Genomic DNA, 14,204 nt, shown 5'->3' on the forward strand with positions numbered 1-14,204 from the left:
TTCGCGCTCCTCAGTGCTGCATCAGCCGGTCGACGGCGTCGAGCACTCGGTCCAGGTCGGGCAGGAAGTCCTCTTCGAGACGGCTCGGCGGGTAGGGCACGTTGTAGCCGCCCACGCGCAGCACCGGCGCCTCCAGCGAATAGAAGCACTCCTGCTGGATCTGCGCGGCCAGTTCGGCGCCGAGCCCGAGGAAGGTCGCGGCCTCGTGCACCACGACGCACCGCCCGGTTTTGCGGACCGAGGCGAAGATCGCCTCGGTGTCCAGCGGTGACAGCGAGCGAAGGTCGATGACCTCGATCGAAGTGTCTTCCTCCTCGGCCGCCTGGGCGGCCTGCAAGCAGGAGCGGACCATCGGCCCATACGCGAGCACCGTGACATCGAAGCCCGGCCGAATCACATTGGCGGAAAACAAGTCCCGCTCTGGAGCCTCGGCGACCTCACCCTTGTCCCAATAGCGACGCTTGGGTTCGTAGAAGATGATCGGGTCCGGGCAATCGATCGCCTGCTGGATCATCCAGAACGCGTCATTCGGGTTCGAGCAGGAGATCACGCGCAGCCCGGCGGTGTGCGCGAAATACGCCTCATTCGACTCGCTGTGGTGCTCGACCGCACCGATGCCGCCACCGACGGGGATGCGGATCACCATCGGCAGCGTGACATTCCCGAGCGAGCGCGCGTGCAGCTTCGCTACCTGGCTGACGATGTGGTCGAAGGCCGGATAGACGAAGCCGTCGAACTGGATCTCGACGACAGGGCGGTAGCCGCGCAGCGCCATACCGATCGCCGTCGCGACGATGCCGGCCTCCGCGAGCGGGGTGTCGATGACCCGGTCCTCACCGAAGTCCTTCTGCAGCCCTTCCGTGATCCGGAAAACCCCGCCGAGCTTGCCGATGTCCTCGCCCATGAGCAGGACCTTGGGGTCCTTCTCCATCGCGGCCCGCAGCCCGCTGTTGAGCGCCTTGGCCATGGTCATCGTGCTCATGCGTGAGCCCCCTCAAAAGACGAGAGGTATGCCGTCAGCTCGGCTCGCTCGCGATCCATGACCGGGTGCGGCTCGGCATACACATGATCGAACATCGACGCCGGGCTCGGGTCGGGCAGGGCGAGGCAGCGCGCGCGCAGGTCGGTGCCGACCTCGGCCGCCTCCGCGTCCACCTCCTCAAAAAAGCTCTGGGGTACGCCGTGTGCCCGCGCCAGCAGGTTGCGCAACCGAGCGATCGGGTCGCGGAGTTTCCAGACCTCAACCTCGGCGGAGACGCGGTACTTCGTCGGGTCGTCGGAGGTCGTGTGGGCGCCCATCCGATAGGTGAAGGCCTCGATCAGCGCCGGCCCTGCCCGTCGCGGGCGTCATCGAGGACGCGCTTGGTCACGGCATATGTCGCGAGCACGTCATTGCCATCGACGCGGGTGCCGGGGAAGCCATATCCCTTGGCGCGCAAGTAGATTGGGATGCGCATCTGCCGCTCGTTGGGCTCCGAGATGGCCCACTGGTTGTTCTGGCAGAAGAAGACGACCGGCGCATTGTTGACGCCAGCGAAGACGAAGGCCTCGCCCACATCGCCCTGCGCCGACGCCCCGTCACCGAAGTAGGCGATGACCGCGGCGTCGCGGTCCGGGTCGCCGGAGCCGACGGCGTGATCGCGCTGGATGCCCATGGCGTAGCCGGTGGCGTGCAGGGTTTGGGCGCCGATGATGATCGTGTAGAGGTGGAAGTTCTTCTCGAAGGAGTTCCAGCCGCCGTTGTGCACGCCGCGGAACATCGCGAGCAGGTTCAGTGGGTCGACCCCGCGGCACCAGGCGACGCCGTGCTCACGATAGGTCGGGAAGGCGAAATCCTGCGTGCGCATCGCGCGGCCTGAGCCGACCTGCGCCGCCTCCTGGCCCAGGCTCGGCACCCACAAGCCGAGCTCGCCCTGCCGCTGCAGCGCGGTCGCCTCGTTGTCGCAGCGCCGGACGATGACCATGTCGCGATAGAAGCCCTGCAGCTCCTGCGTGGTCACCTCGTCGGCGATCGCGTCATACTCCGGATGCGAGACGCGCTCGCCCTCCGGTGTGACCAGCTGGACCATGTCCGGCCCGCCGTCGGCGGGTTCGATCCGCCGCTGGCGCTCCTGCTCACCCATCTCGCTCCGTTCCCACCCGTATGCGGGGTGTCCGCGGGCCGGGTGCTTCAGTCGAATCGCCGTCCACATCCGGCGTCCGCTCCGGGGGTGACCGGCTGGGACGGGCTGCGGCGCGGCGGGCGTCACGGTCACGTCCTCGTGGCCGCGTCTCGCTTGCGCGTTCTGAGCAAGGTTATCGGAGGTCGTTTGCCGCGCGGACCCCCGCGCGCTCGCTCCCAGACGTCACCCGGGGGCCGTGACAAGGTCGGTGTGGGTGATGGCGAACACGGCCGAACTGTCGATGATCATCGGACGGGACCACCACATCGGAGCCATCAGCGCGGGAGGCCCCACTCGTCATACATATCCGCCATCTCGGCCCTGATGGCCGCGCGGTCGGCGTCGGTGAGCAATGCTCCGGCTGCCTCGGTGACCTTCTCGGATGCGGCCATGCGGCGCGCCGTCGCCGCGGCGTGGTCCTCGCTTGTCGACAGGTCGGCAAGGAACTTGGCCAGCGCCTCTTCGAGCACGCTGACCTGCGTGCGGCCCATCTTGCGGGCCGCCTCCGCCGCGAGCTTGCAGACGCGTTCGTTCTTGATGTTCAGCGCCATAAGGTGTTCCTTACACCTCCGACACCCAGTCTCGCGATCAGAGGTCCAGCACAAAGCGCATTGCTTCGTCGACATCGCGCGTCTCGCCCGGCGTGATCACGCCCAGGCGCGCGGTCAGCCGGGCGGTGGACACAACACGGGGCTGGTCACAGCGGGCGTATGACGTGTGGTCGAGCCCGCTCGTCCCTGGCTCGAGTTCCACGTGGCTGCGCAGCCCATAGTGCGCCGACGTGATCGGAACGACCACGACCATTTGGCCCGGACCGTTGTTGAGAATGTCGACGGAGACCACAACCGCGGGCCGGCGGAAAGCTGGTTCATGCCCGATCGGTTGACCGAGGTCGACGGCGTAGACCTGGCCTCGCCAGATCACGCCAGGCTGTCCCACTCTTGGCGCTCAGCAACGAACTGCGCCCACAGCTGCGGGTCACTACGCAAGCGCTGGTAGTCCTCGCCCAGTCCGCGAAGGAATTCCTGGCGCTCCAACGCCTCGATCGCGGCATGGACGACGTCAATGACCGGCGTTTGCCGCGACTTGGCCAGAGAGTGGAGGCGCTCAGAGTCCGGTCGGCGGACCCGCACTGTCGTCGTCTCAGGCGATGCCATGAGCTGGATTGTAGACGATATGTAGACTGAATCGCCAGTCTCGGGCTCCCTCCCGATACGCGGGGACGGACCCGCGCCGGTCTAGCCGCGGGCGGCGCGCCAGGCTGCGGCGATCTGCAGGAGCCGGTCGGAGGCTTCGGGCTCGCCGATGGTGGCGCGGACGCCGTCCACGGCATACGGGCGCACGGTGAGGGCCTGCTCCTCGCAGGCGGCGGCGAAGGCGGGGGTGTCCTCGCCGAGGGGGAACCAGACGAAGTTGGCCTGCGACGGCGGCAGATCCCAGCCCTGGTCGGCCAAGGCTTCCTCGACGCGGCCACGCTCGGCGACCAGTTCCTTGACCCGGACGTCGAGTTCGTCGTAGGCCGCCAATGACGCCACGGCCGCTGCCTGCGCCAGCACGTTGACCCCGAACGGCGTCGCCGTCATCCGCAGCGCCTCGGCAATCTCGGGGTGCGCCACGGCGTAGCCCACCCGCAGCCCGGCCAACCCGTAGGCCTTCGAGAACGTCCGCAGCACAACGACATTGGGATGGTCACGCAGGATCGCCAGCGAGTCCGGGGCGTCGGGTTCGGTGACGAACTCGACATACGCCTCGTCAATGACCACCAGCACATGAGCGGGGACGGTCGTCAGGAAGTCCCGGATCTCCGCGTCCGTGACGATCGTCCCGGTCGGATTGTTGGGGGTGCAGACCAGCACCACCCGCGTGCGATCGGTGATCGCGGCGGCCATGGCCGCCAGGTCATGCCGATGGTCGGCCGTCAACGGCACCGCCACGGCCTCGGCACCCGCGAGCGCCACCACGATCGGGTAGGCCTCGAAGCTGCGCCAGGCGTAGACGACCTCATCCCCGGCGTCGCACATGGCCACGACGATCTGTCCTAGCACCCCGACACTGCCGGTCCCGGGAGCGATCATGTCGGCGCTCACCCTGAGGCGCTCGACGATCGCGTCGCGCAGCGCCGTGTTGCCCATGTCGGGATAGCGGTTGATCCCCGCCGCGTGCTCGCGCACGACCTCCAGGACGCTCGGCAGCGGCGGATACGGGTTCTCATTCGAGGAGATTTTGTATGCCGCGAGCCCCGGCACCGGGGCCGGCGGCAGTCCCGGGCGGTAGCGCGGCATACGCTCCAGGACCCCGCGGGGGCGAGGCGAGTCGGGCACGGCGACGGTCACCTCTCGTCGTCGTCAGGCATGACGAAGTTGAGCACCATGGACACCAGCGTCATGACCAACGCAGCCATCACCGCGTCCCAGAAGAAGTTCTGGATGTGGAAGTCCAGCCCCACGCCATCGCTGATCCACTCGGTGATCTGCAACATGAAGGCGTTGACCACAAACGTGAACAGGCCCAAGGTCAGCACGATCGCGGGGAAGGACAAGAACGTCGCGATCGGCTTGACGACGGCGTTCACCACGCCAAAGACCACGGCGACCAGCACGATTGTGATAAGCCGAGTCGAGAGCGCCTTGGCGTTCTCCCCCAACTCGACCCCGCTGACGACCAGAGCGGCGACCCAGAGCGCAACGGCGTTGATGCCGACCTTGATAAGCGTGTTCTGCATGACAACATCCTGACAGGCCCCGCCGACAATGATCGGTGAGCGCGCGGGATACGACGTGGGAATCGCGACGGGGAACCGCGAAGCGGGAAATGTGATCGTGACGTGCGCGTGCTGGGCAGGAAATGGGGTTGCAAGTAGTCTCCCCGCAGGGCTGCCACCCGGCCGCCATCTGCACGCCCGCGTTCTGGAGGCCTTTCTCGTGTTCCGCCGTTCTGCCATCTTCGCCATCGCCGGTGTCGCCACCGCCGCTCTCACCCTGAGCGCCTGCGGCTCCGATTCGCTGTCCACCACGTCCTCGACCACGCCGGCCGCATCGGGCTCAGCGTCGGCCTCCGGGGGCGGCGTCGACGCGGCCCTCGCCGCGAAGCTCCCCGAGAAGATCAAGAGCGCGGGCGTCATCAAGATCGGCACGGACGCGACCTACCAGCCCAACGAGTACCTCGACGCCGACGGCAAGACCGTCATCGGCATGGACGTCGACCTCTTCGACGCGGTCGCGGCGAAGTTCGGCGTCAAGACCGAGTGGGTCCCTTCCGCCTTTGACTCGATCATCCTCGGGGTGAGCTCGGGCAAGTACGACGTCGGCGTCTCGTCCTTCACCGTCAACGCGGATCGAATGAAGGAGGCCACGATGGTGTCTTACTTCAAGGCTGGCACGCAGTGGGTGACCAAGAAGGGCAACCCGAAGAGCGTCAACCCCGACGACGCGTGCGGCCTGAAGGTCGCCGTGCAGAAGGGCACCGTGCAGTCCGACACCGACCTGCCCGCGCGCAACAAGGCGTGCACCGACGCCGGCAAGGCCGAGATCACCCCGCTCGTCGACCCGGACCAGGCCAAGGTCACCGCCATGGTGCAGTCCGGCAAGGCCGACGCCATGCTCGTCGACCTGCCCCCGGCCATCGCCGCCGTCGAACTCACCAATGGCGAGCTTGAGCTCCTGGGTGAGCAGTACGACTCGGCCCCGTACGGCTTCGTGTTGCCCAAGTCCGAGACGGACTTCGGCGCCGCCATCGTCGAGGCGCTGAAGGCGATCGAGGCAGACGGCTCCTACAAGAGCATCCTGACCAAGTGGAAGACCGAGGGCGGCGCGATCAGCGACTTCGCGGTAAACCCCAGCGTCGGCTGATGACCGCCAACACCATGACGACCAACACGGTGGACCGGCCGGGCGAGATCAACGCCCGGCCGGTCCGGCATCCGGGGCGCTGGGTTGCCGTCGCCGTTATCGCGGTCATCGCCGCGATGATGGTCAACTCGTTCATCACGAACGAGAAGTGGGACTGGAACTACACCTTCCAGATCATGCAGCAGAAGCCGGTGATCAACGGACTCTGGCAGGGCACCATTCTCGGCACCGTGATCGCGATGGCCATCGGCATCGTCCTTGGCGTGATGCTCGCCATCATGCGCATGTCGGACAATCCGGTCCTTCGGGGAGTGGCCTTCGTCTACACCTGGTTCTTCCGCTCGATCCCGCGCTATGTGCTGCTGGGGTTGTTCGCCGTTGGCGTCGGCTATCTCTACAACTACTTCGATATCGGTATCCCGTTCACCGACATCCACTTCTTCCGCCTCAACTTCCAGGATTACTCCAGCACCGTATGGGTGGGTGGCCTGGCCCTCGGGTTGTCCGAGGGTGCCTATATGGCCGAGATCGCCCGCGCCGGCATCTTGTCGGTCGACAAAGGACAAAGCGAGGCTGCCCAAGCGCTCGGGATGTCGCCCGGCCAGACGATGCGTCGCGTCGTGCTCCCCCAGGCCATGCGCGTCATCGTGCCCCCGACCGGCAACGAGACGATCGCCATGGTCAAGGACACCTCGCTTTTCATCGGCGCGAGCATCATCGGCGAGCTGTTCTATCAGGCGACGTTGTTCGGCTCGCGGTCCTTCAAGATCATGTCGGGCTTCATGGCGGCGACGCTGTGGTACCTCATCGTCTGCTCCATCCTCATGGTCGGCCAGAGCTATCTGGAGCGACACTTTGGGCGTGGCTTCGGAGTCCAGGCACCAACACGACGCCAACGCCACGGTCACCCTTTCATCGGTCATGATCGCCATGACAAATGACGATAGAGATCATTTGGTAAGGTGTCAATATGATTTTCACTGATGACACGGACCTGGCGCTCGGCGCTGCCGTCGAGGTGGCCAACTCCGCCCTGGAACCCAATGGTTTGACCGACCCAGCGGCGCTAAGCGCGATCTTCGAGCGCTACCGCTATTCGGGTCGCCACGACGGTGACGAAGCCGAGTTGGCGGGCATCCATGCCATCCGGCCGCGGTTGCGGGAGCTACTGCTGAGCGACCGGGACCGCGCGGTGGAGTTGGTGAACGCGATCCTGGCCGACCATGCTTCGGTGCCCCGGCTGGTGCGGCATGACACGCACGACTGGCACATCCACGCCGTGGACCAGGACATCGAGCTGTCCCAGCGGATGCTGGTCGAGACGGCGATGGCAATGGTCGACGTGATCCGCGCCGACGAGATGTCGCGGTTGTCGGTCTGCGCCGACGAGTCGTGCGAAGGCATCGTGCTGGACCTGTCGCGCAACCGATCGAAGCGCTACTGCTCGACGGCGTGCACGAATCGCAACGCCGTGGCGGCATACCGCGCCCGGCGCGCCCAAGGCTGACCGCCTCCAACAACTCTGACTGCCTCCAACAGGTCGACGGGCAGAGACACGCCGTATGGCGGTGCGCCATACGGCGTGTCTCTGCCCGTCGACGTGTTGGCGGGGACTAGTTAGGCGTGCGCCCGGGGTCAGGGTCGGGCCGGTTGGCGCTGCGTCACGCCCGACCCTGGCTTGTCAGCGCTGCTCGGGATCCCAGTGCTCGAAGCCGGCTGCCTGGGCGGTCTCGACGTCCTTGAACCAGACCTCGGCGCGAGTCCGCTTGTACCAGGGGCTTTCGGGGGTGTGGTAGAGCATCGAGTCCTCGTTGCCCTTGACCTCCCAGCCCTCGGGGCCCTTGCCTCGCGGACCGGCGTCGGCGGATCCGGGACCGTACTTGCCGGGGGGCGGCTCGCTGGCCACGAATGCTGCGGCGGCGCTCGCCTTGGCGCGCGAGTCCCAGCGGGCGAACCCGGCGGCTTCGGCGCCCTCGACTGTCTCGAACCAGACCTCTGCGCGAGTGCGCTTGAAGTACGGGCTCTGCGGGGTGTGATAGAGCATCGAGTCTTCGTTGCCCTTGACCTCCCAGCCCGCCGGCCCGGATCCATCGGACTCTGGCTCGGCCGAGCCGGCACCATAGCGAGCCTGCCGAATCTGGCTGGTTTCGCGAATCTGGCTGGTTTCGTCGGACGCGAGCGCTACGCCGCCGGCAAAAGCAGCGGCGCCGCCCGCCAGTCCGGCAGCCGAGAGGTCATCGCTGCCCGCGTCGTCGGCGGGAGCAGCGTCGTCAAGCTGCGCAGCATCGTCAACCCGTGCGGCGTCGCCTGCGTGGGCGGCGTCGTCCAGCTGTACGGCGTCGACCACGCTGGCTTCGGGCGACTCGATCTCCGGAGCCACCTCCTCGGCGCCACCGAGGACCTCGTCGGCCGCGGCAACGGCGGAGTGGGGTTCTTCGGCGACCGCGGGCTGCGCGTCCTCGTCGAGGTCGAAGTCGAGCATCGGCTCGGTGTGAGTCGACACCGCCTCAGTCTCGACACCAGCTACGTCGTCCACCAGATCAGCGGATGGGCCAGCCGGCTCGCCTATGAGTTCGTCGCCTTCCGCGACGTCGCCGACCTCAAGGTCCGCGACATGGGTCGCCTCGGGTTCAGCGACCGCGATCGGCTCAGGCTCAGGCTCGGGCTCGGGCTCGGGCTCGGTGATCGAGGCCTCAACGTCCTCCACCTGGTCAAGATCGAGGGCCGTATCGGCGGGCGGCACCTGGTCGCCATCCCAGGTGGATTCGGTCTCGACCTCGGTGGTGGCGTCCTCGACAGCGACAAATGCAACGGGCGCGACAGCCGGGAGGTCGGCGTCGTCCTCGGCGTCAAGGTCGAGAAGGTCGTCGTCGGTCGTACCGGGTGCCGCGGCGGGCGGGAGCACCGGGTTGGTGTCGAGCCCAACGTCGCCGGCGTCGGCATCAAGGTCGATCTCGTTCGTCGGTGCTGGGACGTCCAGATCGACGTCCGGAGGGACGGCATCCTCGATGCCGACCGCCGGGGCAGGGGCGTCCAGATCAACGACGGGAGCCTCGGCGTCCAGGTCGACGGACGGAGCATCCGCGTCCAGGTCGACGGACGGAGCATCCGCGTCCAGGTCGACCGCCGGAGCATCCGCGTCCAAGTTAACCGACGGGACGTCGGCGTCGAGGTCAACCGCCGGAGCCGACGCGTCCAGGTCAACAGCCGGAACGTCCGCGTCCAAGTTAACCGACGGGATGTCGGCGTCGAGGTCAACCACCGGAGCCGCCGCGTCCTGGTCAACCGACGGGAGGTCGGCGTCCAAGTCGACCGCCGGGACATCGGCGTCCAGGTCAACCGACGGCACATCGGCGTCCAAGTCCGCAGAGGGAGCATCCGCGTCCAGGTCAACGAACGGGACATCGGCGTCCAGATCGACGGCCGGAGCCGCCGCGTCCAGGTCGACCGACGGGAGGTCGGCGTCTAGGTCGAGGTCGGCGTTCGGGTCGAGCAGGTCGTCGTCCGTCGTAGCGCCGGCCAGATCCACGTGCGGGGCCACGATTTCGGGGTCCGCCACCCGCGGCAGGGTCACTGCCGGAACGTCGAGGTCGACCTCCTCCTCGGCACCCGCGCCCATGTCGTATGCCGCGGCGCCGGCCAAGCCTGCCCCCGCAACTCCCGCGGTGGCGGCGGCCGCCCCGGCAAGGTCGTCGCGACGTCGGGTCACCTCGACGTCCGCCTCCGGAACTCCGGGCTCGGGCACCTCCGTCTCCTCGTCGGGAAGCGCGTGACGCACCGTCGTGGGCTCGTCGACCAGGGCAGCACGACGCTCGGTGACGGCGACGTCCGCGGCGGGGGAATCGCCATACGCCTGATCGTCGTCGTCGTATTCCTCGTCATAGCCCGCTTCATAGGCGCCGTCGTCGTCATAGTCGTCGGCGGCACCCAGCGCCTCCGGCGAGTCGACCTCGACGATTCGGACCTCGCGGGTGGCCCGGCGGACCATATAGATCCACGTCACCAGGGCGCCCAGCACAAAGGCCAGGACAAATAGCCACCACTTCATCAGCGCTCTCCGATCGCTCGGGTCTCGGGAACGTCGGCGAACGCCTCGTTCTCATTGGTTGCCTCGATCATCGAGCGCGCGATCAGCCAGGCGACAACCGCGCCGAGGGCAAACGCGACGATGTACCACAGCCACGCAATCAGGAAATCAGTCATTTGAGCCTCACTTCACCACGGTGATCTTGACGCGTCGGTTGGCCGCTGCGGCAGGCCACGTGTTGTCGGCAATGGGATCGGCGTCGCCCTTGCCCGACACCGTCATCGACGCCTTGTCGATGCCGGCCTTCGCCAGGTAGTCAGCGACCGACTGCGCGCGAGCCTCGCTCAGCTTGAGGTTGTCCGCCGCGTTGCCGCTCTTGTCGGTGTAGCCCGTCACGGCGAGCTTCACCCCCGCACACCCCTTGACCAGGGCGGCGACCTTGTCGAGCACCGCATGGGAGTCGCCGGCCAGGGCTGCGCTGCCGGTGCCGAAGGTGACCTTCGTGCTGGCCATCGCCACCTTGATGGCGTCGCCGAGCGTCCCGCAGGACGCACCCGCGTCGTCGCCCACACTGATGTTGATCGCCGGGTTGGCACCCTTGGGCCAGGCCGCGGGGAGCGCGTCGGCCGCGGACTTCTTGGCCGCGTCGTCGGCCGCCTTGCCGACGGCGGTCAGGCTCTTGAGGTCGTAACCAAGACCGAAGTCACCCAGCCCGGCCAGCGCCTTCACCGAGGCACCCAGTGCCGCCGCATCCGGCGCCGTGGACCCGGCGACGGTCGTCACCTTCGAGATGACATTGGCGTCGGGGAGGGCGCCCTCGACCGCCGCGACGAGCGCGTCGGCACTGGCCTGATCGGGTGCTTCGGCAGTCACGGTCACGTCGTTGCCGGTCCGCGACACAGCGAACGGCGCGCTCGCCAACTTCACGCTAGACGTGCCTCCGGTCGTCCCATTGCCGCTGGTGGCGCTGCCGCTAGCGCTGCCCGAGCCGGACGCGGAACTGCTCGACGAGGTCGGCGACTTGCCCGCGGAGGTGTCCTTGTCGCCGCCGACGGCGAGGCCCAGCAGCGCGAGGATGGCCGGGACCAGGAACAGAGCCAGCCACCACCAACCGCCGATCGGCTCGCGATAGCGACGGGTCTCCTCCACCCAGCGGGTGGAAATCACCTCGTCCTGGTCGTAGTCACGGTCGTCATCGGCCGACTGCCACCGGCCGGAGGCGTCCGAGCCGGACTGGTCACGGCTGCTCATCATCAACTCCCGGGTGCACGCATGGACGCTTTCCCCGCGTCCGACGTGCTCAAGATACGTGCCGGGCCGCACCAAACCGGGGATGCGCGGCAGTGGCGTGCCCAACTTCCCGGGAGGCCGGCTGACCGTCCCGACGACGGATGGGGACGACCCCCGGACGCCAGGGTGCGCTTACTCCTTGCCAGCGAGCAGCACCGCGACGATGGCCGCCACCAGTGCTCCGATCAGCCCGAAGAAGGCGGCCAAGAACCCTGCCGCAGTCCGATCGCCATACCCCTGCGGGGTGATGCTGGCGAACGAGATCACGATGCCAAGCATGATGCCGAGAACAGCCCCGGTCCCGATGAACCGGCCGAACCTCGGGCGGCGCCGCGGGGAGTATGCCTGCATTTTGATGCCTTCTCTATCCGGCTGTCGGGGCCGACGTCTAGGGTGACACGGGTCGGCGCGGATCGTCGGCAAGCATCAAAGCACGGCCACCTTGAGAACGATATTTGGGGGACCCATGTCCGTTCGTCGCTTCGCCCGCGTTGCCCTCGCTGCCGGAGTCTCCGTCAGCCTCACCACTGCCATTGCGTATGCCGCGGGCCCCGGCTCCGCGGGCATCGGCGACCCCTACTTCCCTACCTATGGCAACGGCGGCTACGACGTGACGTCGTATGACATCGACATCACCTACGTTCCCGCGGGCACGACCGTCAAGGGGACGACGACCATCAAGGCCACCGCCACGCAGGACCTCACCCGCTTCAACCTCGACCTGCTCCTCACCGCGTCTTCCGTGACTGTCAACGGCACCAAGGCGAAATTCGCCAAGTCCGATCCGCACGAATTGGTGGTGACCCCAGCGGCCACGATCCGCAAGGGCTCCTCAATGACGGTGAAGGTCGTCTACTCCGGTCAGCCGCGCACGATCTCCTACGCCGGCGTCGCCTCCCCATGGGTCGGGTCGGGCACGGAATCCATGGCCCTGGGCGAGCCGGAGATCGCCGCCTGGTGGTTCCCGAGCAATGACCACCCCCGCGACAAGGCCTCCTACAACTTCACGTTCCGGGTGCCCAAGGGCTTGGAGGCCATCGGCAACGGGAAGCTCGTGAGCAAGACGACCTCGGGCAGCACCGATGTGTGGAAATGGTCGATGCCGCAGCCCATGGCGCCTTATCTCGCGTTCATGGCAATCGGTCAGTATGCCGTCACCAAGGGCACGACCGCCGGCCGGCCGTATGTCGTCGCGGTCTCGCAGAAGCTCCCCAGCGGCCTCAGGTCCACGATCACGAAGGACCTCATGAAGACGCCGTCGATCATCAACTGGGAGGCGACCCAGTTCGGGCCCTACCCATTCGACATCGTCGGCGGCGTCGTTCCGCTCGATGACTTCGGTTATGCGCTGGAGACGCAGTCGCGGCCCGTCTACACCAAGGGGTTCTGGGGTGGCGGTTCCAACCTGTCCGTCGTGGTCCACGAGAACGCGCACCAGTGGTTCGGCGACTCCGTCAGCGTCAACAACTGGAAGGACATCTGGCTCAACGAGGGCTTCGCTAGTTATGCCGAGCTGCTGTGGGCTCAAAAGACCGGTGCGAGCTCGGTCAACCAGTCGCTCGCCGAGCTCTACAACAGTTTCCCTGCCAGCGACTCCTGGTTCTGGGGCGTCAAGATCGGTGACCCGGGCAAGGACTCGCTGTTTGACGGAGCCGTCTACATCCGCGGAGCCATGAGCTTGGCGGCGCTGCGCAACCGCATTGGCGATGCCAAGATGACCACGCTGCTGAAGCAGTGGGCCGCCACCCGAAAGGGCGGCAACGCCAAGGTCGCCGACTTCATCGCCATGGCCGAGAAGGTCTCCGGGGAGCAACTCGACACCTTCTTCCAGAACTGGCTCTACACCCCCAAGAAGCCAGCCAAGACGGCCGCCAATGGTCTGGCCAACATCCCGACCCGCTACACGGGCCAGTCCGACTTCGTGCGCACGTTCGTCGCCAACTCCGAGATGTATGCCGCGCGGGGCCACGCCGCGACCCACCGGTGAGCTCGCTGCCGACAAGCCGGGTCCCCGACCCGATGACCGCACCGCCGCTGCGATGGGGGATCCTGGCTCCCGGGTGGATCGCCGCCGCCTTTGCCGGCGGCTTGCGGAGCGGGACGCAGCAGATCCTGGCCGCGGTGGGCAGCCGCAATCCGCAGCGGGCCGCCGAGTTCGCCAGCCGTTTCGACATCCCGGCTCATGGCACTTACGAAGATGTCGTCAACTCAGACGACGTCGACGTGGTCTATGTCGCAAGTCCGCACTCAGAGCATCACGCCCAGGCGCTGCTCGCGTTGGCGGCAGGCAAGCCCGTCCTCGTGGAGAAAGCCTTCACCCGCAACGCTGGCGAAGCTAAAGAGGTGATCGAGGAGGCTCGGGCACGCGATCTGTTCTGCATGGAGGCGATGTGGGCCCGCTTCTTGCCGCACTACGACATCGTGCGGCAACTCGTCGAGGATGGGGCGCTCGGTGAGATCGAGACGATCGAGGCCGACCACGGCCAACTGCTGTGGCCGGACGGACCGCAGCGCCTCTCCGACCCAGCACTGGCGGGCGGGGCCCTGCTCGACCTCGGCATCTATCCGATCTCGTTTGCCGCGATGGTGCTCGGTGACCTCGGGGTGCCACGCGCGATCGGCACCCGCACACCCGAGGGCGTCGACCGGCAGGTGAGCATCGTTGTGAGCAACGCCGCAGGGGCGCAGGCCTACCTCAACACCACCATGGCGGCGCAGACGCCCACGCGGGCATGCGTCAGTGGGACCAAGGCGCGGGTGGAGATCGATGGACCGTTCTATGCCCCGGCGTCGGGGCGGGTGATCGCCACCGACGGGCAAGTCATCGGATCATGGGACCGCCCGGGCGAGTCCCACGAGGCACTGCGGTTCGAGGCG

The 14,204-nt window shown here is 67.2% G+C and carries 15 protein-coding genes and 1 pseudogene; 5 read left to right on the forward strand and 11 right to left on the reverse strand.

The window, feature by feature from the left end; all coding sequences use genetic code 11:
• Window positions 1-10: 10 nt before the first annotated feature.
• From BN13_RS02120 to BN13_RS02150, 7 genes and pseudogenes are all read right to left on the reverse strand, one after another.
• Window positions 11-982, reverse strand: a complete 972-nt coding sequence (locus tag BN13_RS02120) for an alpha-ketoacid dehydrogenase subunit beta (protein ID WP_048544047.1) — start codon at window positions 980-982, stop codon at window positions 11-13.
• Window positions 979-2,192 (reverse strand): annotated as a pseudogene (gene pdhA / locus BN13_RS02125) (pyruvate dehydrogenase (acetyl-transferring) E1 component subunit alpha). The gene BN13_RS02120 and the pseudogene pdhA overlap by 4 nt, the downstream one beginning before the upstream one ends.
• A gap of 245 nt (window positions 2,193-2,437) precedes the next feature.
• Window positions 2,438-2,713: a type II toxin-antitoxin system VapB family antitoxin gene (locus BN13_RS02130; RefSeq protein WP_048544049.1), complete on the reverse strand. Its 276-nt coding sequence runs from the start codon at window positions 2,711-2,713 to the stop codon at window positions 2,438-2,440.
• Window positions 2,714-2,750: 37 nt separating this feature from the next.
• Window positions 2,751-3,086, reverse strand: coding sequence for a type II toxin-antitoxin system PemK/MazF family toxin (locus BN13_RS02135; RefSeq protein ID WP_048544051.1), 336 nt, complete (start codon window positions 3,084-3,086; stop codon window positions 2,751-2,753).
• Window positions 3,083-3,319 carry a hypothetical protein gene (locus tag BN13_RS02140; RefSeq protein ID WP_048544053.1) on the reverse strand — a complete coding sequence of 79 codons (237 nt, stop codon included), beginning with the start codon at window positions 3,317-3,319 and terminating at the stop codon, window positions 3,083-3,085. Before BN13_RS02140 ends, BN13_RS02135 begins: the two co-directional genes overlap by 4 nt.
• 81 nt (window positions 3,320-3,400) lie before the next feature.
• On the reverse strand, window positions 3,401-4,483 hold the full coding sequence (gene hisC, locus BN13_RS02145; RefSeq protein ID WP_268806949.1) for a histidinol-phosphate transaminase: 1,083 nt from the start codon (window positions 4,481-4,483) through the stop codon (window positions 3,401-3,403).
• Window positions 4,484-4,491: 8 nt separating this feature from the next.
• Window positions 4,492-4,884 (reverse strand): phage holin family protein, encoded by a 393-nt coding sequence (locus BN13_RS02150; RefSeq protein WP_048544056.1) that lies wholly within the window; start codon window positions 4,882-4,884, stop codon window positions 4,492-4,494.
• Window positions 4,885-5,083: 199 nt separating this feature from the next.
• Between BN13_RS02150 and BN13_RS02155 the strand changes: the two genes are divergently transcribed.
• From BN13_RS02155 to BN13_RS02165, 3 genes are read left to right on the forward strand one after another with little or no spacing between them, the layout of a single operon-like run.
• On the forward strand, window positions 5,084-6,010 hold the full coding sequence (locus BN13_RS02155; protein ID WP_048544057.1) for an ABC transporter substrate-binding protein: 927 nt from the start codon (window positions 5,084-5,086) through the stop codon (window positions 6,008-6,010).
• A complete protein-coding gene (locus BN13_RS02160; RefSeq protein ID WP_048544060.1) occupies window positions 6,010-6,951 on the forward strand; it encodes an amino acid ABC transporter permease in 942 nt (313 codons plus the stop codon). The genes BN13_RS02155 and BN13_RS02160 overlap by 1 nt, the downstream gene beginning before the upstream one ends.
• 29 nt (window positions 6,952-6,980) lie before the next feature.
• A complete protein-coding gene (locus BN13_RS02165) occupies window positions 6,981-7,517 on the forward strand; it encodes a CGNR zinc finger domain-containing protein (RefSeq protein ID WP_048544064.1) in 537 nt (178 codons plus the stop codon).
• Between the two features lie 174 nt (window positions 7,518-7,691).
• Here BN13_RS02165 and arfC read toward each other — a convergent pair whose 3' ends face one another.
• From arfC to BN13_RS02190, 4 genes are all read right to left on the reverse strand, one after another.
• On the reverse strand, window positions 7,692-10,058 hold the full coding sequence (gene arfC, locus BN13_RS18220; RefSeq protein WP_053079695.1) for a channel accessory protein ArfC: 2,367 nt from the start codon (window positions 10,056-10,058) through the stop codon (window positions 7,692-7,694).
• A complete protein-coding gene (arfB, locus tag BN13_RS19910) occupies window positions 10,058-10,213 on the reverse strand; it encodes a channel accessory protein ArfB (protein ID WP_048544066.1) in 156 nt (51 codons plus the stop codon). The genes arfC and arfB overlap by 1 nt, the downstream gene beginning before the upstream one ends.
• 7 nt (window positions 10,214-10,220) lie before the next feature.
• A complete protein-coding gene (gene arfA / locus BN13_RS02185; protein WP_048544068.1) occupies window positions 10,221-11,288 on the reverse strand; it encodes a channel-forming protein ArfA/OmpATb in 1,068 nt (355 codons plus the stop codon).
• Between the two features lie 171 nt (window positions 11,289-11,459).
• A complete protein-coding gene (locus tag BN13_RS02190; protein WP_048544070.1) occupies window positions 11,460-11,678 on the reverse strand; it encodes a hypothetical protein in 219 nt (72 codons plus the stop codon).
• 115 nt (window positions 11,679-11,793) lie between these two features.
• Here BN13_RS02190 and BN13_RS02195 point away from each other — a divergent pair, with 115 nt between their 5' ends.
• Window positions 11,794-13,314 carry a M1 family metallopeptidase gene (locus tag BN13_RS02195; protein WP_053079696.1) on the forward strand — a complete coding sequence of 507 codons (1,521 nt, stop codon included), beginning with the start codon at window positions 11,794-11,796 and terminating at the stop codon, window positions 13,312-13,314.
• Window positions 13,315-13,346: 32 nt separating this feature from the next.
• The coding region (locus BN13_RS02200; RefSeq protein WP_048548781.1) for a Gfo/Idh/MocA family protein at window positions 13,347-14,204 on the forward strand (858 nt) is incomplete at its 3' end.

Origin of the sequence: Nostocoides jenkinsii Ben 74 (assembly GCF_001046875.1) — a bacterium.
GTDB classification, from domain to species: domain Bacteria; phylum Actinomycetota; class Actinomycetes; order Actinomycetales; family Dermatophilaceae; genus Nostocoides_A; species Nostocoides_A jenkinsii.